Annotated in this window: 2 protein-coding genes; both read right to left on the bottom strand. The window is 54.5% G+C overall.

What is annotated here, in order from left to right; genetic code table 11:
• Positions 1–182: 182 nt before the first annotated feature.
• Entirely contained in the window at positions 183–2,087 is a 1,905-nt protein-coding gene (locus AC13EY_RS00260) for a DUF389 domain-containing protein (RefSeq protein ID WP_482890385.1), read from the bottom strand.
• Positions 2,088–2,250: 163 nt separating this feature from the next.
• The gene (locus AC13EY_RS00255; RefSeq protein ID WP_228247541.1) at positions 2,251–3,300 is read right to left on the bottom strand and encodes a sensor domain-containing diguanylate cyclase; all 1,050 of its coding nucleotides are present in this window, start codon (positions 3,298–3,300) and stop codon (positions 2,251–2,253) included.
• Positions 3,301–3,633: the final 333 nt, after the last annotated feature.

Here is a 3,633-nt window from a genome sequence, read left to right as displayed (position 1 = left end):
TGCACTGGCTGAGCAGGATATAGGTCGCTACCTAATGCAATGCTACAACTGGACAAGACCACATCAGCACAACGGCCTCGTGCCGCCGGCTGTTGTAGAAGAAAAACTTAAATCACTGTCCGGGAATTGTTGACCACTACAGATCTCAGCCCACTTTGTTCGCTGTGGTGGTGCTTACGTGCTCATTGACTACTCGATTTGTCTCCTACCCTCAGGCGAGCGCCCAATTCCAGTGAGACCGGCAACCCCCATTTATCTTCCAGTTGAATACGCAGTCGTTCAAGATCGCTGCGATGGAGCCACTCCTCAGAGATAAGGTCGCCGCGGACCAGCAAGCTACCGCCCTGACGGTTGATCTGCAAATTACCAAAATTGATGGGCTTGTTGTTGATCAGCAGGCCATTGCGACTCAAGTCTCGCTCGAATTGCCAATGGCGGTTTATGTCGATAAAGGCCAATGTCAGAGGAATCGATACCACGAGTAACAGCGCCGTCGAAATTACCAGCCCACGCTTTGCGCGTATCAGTGGTGCATAGCCCAGTACCAGAAAGGTCAATGCGGCACTTAGGGCAATGCCGACCAGGTTCGTTATAAACAACAGCAGTGCGCCGCTAAAAACTTCCCACTGCCACCAGCCGATACCGATGCCTGCGACCGACAGTGGTGGGACCAGCGCAACGGCAATTGCCACCCCTGGCAGGCTTTTCATGACGTTTTCGCGCGCATGCGCATAGCCGCCGGCAATGCCGGACGCGATTGCCACTCCCAGATCCAGAAGGTTAGGGTGCAATCGCCCAGCCATTTCGGGAGTGATGCGATCAATGGGGATGAGAAGCGCAATTAGCGATGCTGTGCCGAGAGCGAGTAACACCCCAATCCCAATGGTCAGCAGTGAACGATCAAGCAGGGTGCGGTCGCCACGTAGTAGGCCCATCGCCAGTGAGATAATCGGTGCCATCAAAGGTGCCAGTACCATGGCCCCGATGATCACCGCTGCGCTGGAGAGGAAGAGCCCGAAGCTTGCCACTACCACGCTAAGAATCATCAGGGCGATGTAATGTGCGCGAGCTTGGGCGTTTTCCCGCAGTAGCAAGAACAGGTCCTTGAAATCCTCCTCCAGGGCTCGGGTGAACAATGGCAGGTGGCGTTCGATCATCTGCAAGCGACTCTCATTGGTCGGCAGGTTATCGACCCTCATCGTGTCTTTGCTTTCCTGTCTGCTTGGCTGGTTAGCTTGAAGGATCTGGCCTGTATTGATGCGTACAGCTTCTGGATACAGCTCCAGCTCTACAGAGTCAGCATGCCGCTTACGGCCGTCAATGTAGTATGTGAAAGGCCGTGGCGATTCCAGTTTGAGGTATTGGCTCTTTATGTAGCTGACTGCCGCTGGCAGGCGTTTTACTCCTTTCTCGCCTTTGATGACGGCCATCAACAGGAAGGCGACATACTCGACCACCGACTTTGGCGCGATAACGATTGTCGAGATTTTGCGATCTTGCGCTGAGATACTGGTATTGATCAGCTTGGCTGCTGCGCTGTTGAATTCATTCTCGATTGAGACCAGTCCTGTGATGGCTGTCTTCAGGACGACGTCCTTGCCTGTCGTCAGGGTAATCGGGAACGGCTTGATTTCCAGCAGGTTGCGCAGGCTGCTCCAGATCAGGGCCAGCCAGTACAGCAGATGTTGCCAGGGTGAGATCCTCCGGTTCTGGTATCTCTTGCTGCGCTGGTCCAGAAATGGGGTTGCACCCAGCATCATCATGCCCAGCACGATTTCGTTATTGCAGCGCACCACATCCAACGCACTAGAACTGATGGAAAAAGCCAGTGCCAGAGCCTCATCGCGCTTCGAGGGTAGGCCGAACCAGCGGTCCAGGCGGCTTCCAGGGTTGGCCGGTATGATGCCTAACGAGAAACTCAGGCGTTTAGCCAGATTGACGTACTCGCTGATGTCCTCATCTTCAACAACGACAACAACATGCTCGGCGTTTTGCAGGCTTCGTTCCGGCTCAGTCAGAAAGCGCTCCTTGTTAAATTCGTGGAGCAAAATCCCGCGCTCTGCCGCAAAGGCGCGAATATCCGGCATCCGCGCTTCGTGGGAAGCGGGGTAAACAAGCAGAACCTGTTGATGAAGTGTCACGTGGGTAGGTCCAAATGGCTTTTTGGGGGGAGCGAGTAATTATGCGTGATGGCCAAGCGCGAGTGAATGGGGTGGCGCTGTTCCAGGCCCTGATCGCTGCAGGTATCTGCTACGGGTTTGCAGTGCTACCCGTGAGCAGATCTCTACGAGCGTGTTTTACTCGGTACATCTCCCTATCTGCCTGCTCCAGCGCTTCGGTAACGGATGTACTGTCCGGCGTAAGTGCTATAACGCCAACGCTCGCTCCGGGATAGGGGATACGCTCCCCGTCCTCCAGTGTAAAGGGGCCTTGCGTTGCCGATGTGAGCCGGTTCTGCAGGGCCTCGCATGCCGAACGGACTTCGTTGTCCACGTCGTTCTGGTTCATTGCTGGCCCCAATGCCATGACGATGAACTCGTCTCCTCCGGCACGCCCTACGATATCGCTGCTCCTGAGACTGTTTTGAAGGTTCTCCGCGACCGTTTTCAGTAGGTGATCTCCGGCGAGATGTCCGTAGGTGTCATTCACCTGCTTGAAGTCGTCCAGATCGATAACGCTCAAAAGCGCATATTTGTGTTCTCTGGCCGCCAATGCCAGCAGATGCTCCAGGTCGCTTTGGAGGGCTCGGTGATTTGGCAGGCCAGTCAATGAGTCGGTCAACGCCAAACTGGTCAGTTCAGCGTTTCTTTCTGTTAACTCATCGATCAGACGTTCTCTCTCCAGTGCGTAGGTCAATAGCTCAGACAGAACGGGCAGCAATGCCTCTACGTCAGGCTGCGCAGGAATCTGCCGGCTGCTAGCGGCGCAGACTGTACCGAGAAGCTTCCCTGTTTTTGAGCGGATAGGAGTGCTTACATACGTCTTGATGCCGAGTGCTGTGGCTGCTTCCGAGTCGCCCCAATATTCAGAGACGTTGTCTGAGTAGAAACGGTTTTCGTCGATAGCCCGTTTGCACAATGTATCTTCCCAAGGCACGCTCAGCCCCTCAGGGATGATCATCGAATCTTCATTCAACGCATACTGCACATACTGGCGACCACGATCGCTATCGATGATGGTCAGATAGGCAGACTCCATTCCGGTCACTTGGCTGAGCAAGCTCAGTAGGGGACGGGTAAGCTGCTCCAGGGCCAGAGCGTTTGACGAGATTTTCAACTGATAGGAGGACTTCTGGCTCATGGCGGCTCACCCACTCAATTAACAGCAGAACACTTTGGTCAATCAGGCTGTGACTTGATCGGACCTCAGGAAATATTGCATTCAGCCTTCCTCTCTCCACTGTAGCTTGGTGAGGTGAAAGGGCTGGACTTTCGGGAGTTAGATGGTGGTATCGGGCTGCTCTCCAATATGAGCGCCTAGTGTCTCCCGGTTTTGAACCGCCCCGGGTTTCGCGGAGGCTGTTTTGTTTGAGTCAGGCAGCAACCGATATGGTTGCCTGACTCTGTTCATATAGTGCCTCAAACTCGGCCGGTGGCCTATTTCCAATTGGCTCCAGCAGGCGCTGATGGTTGA

This window comes from Halopseudomonas sp. L-58 (assembly GCF_056859475.1).
Note: the sequence above shows the minus strand (reverse complement) of the source record. Positions and strands in the feature narration are given on the sequence as shown.

What these genes read in the sequence shown, in the direction of transcription:
- AC13EY_RS00260 (WP_482890385.1), bottom strand. Translation starts at nt 2,087, where the DNA reads ATGCCGGATATTCGCGCCTTTGCGGCAGAGCGCGGGATTTTGCTCCAC.
- AC13EY_RS00255 (WP_228247541.1), bottom strand. Translation starts at nt 3,300, where the DNA reads ATGAGCCAGAAGTCCTCCTATCAGTTGAAAATCTCGTCAAACGCTCTG.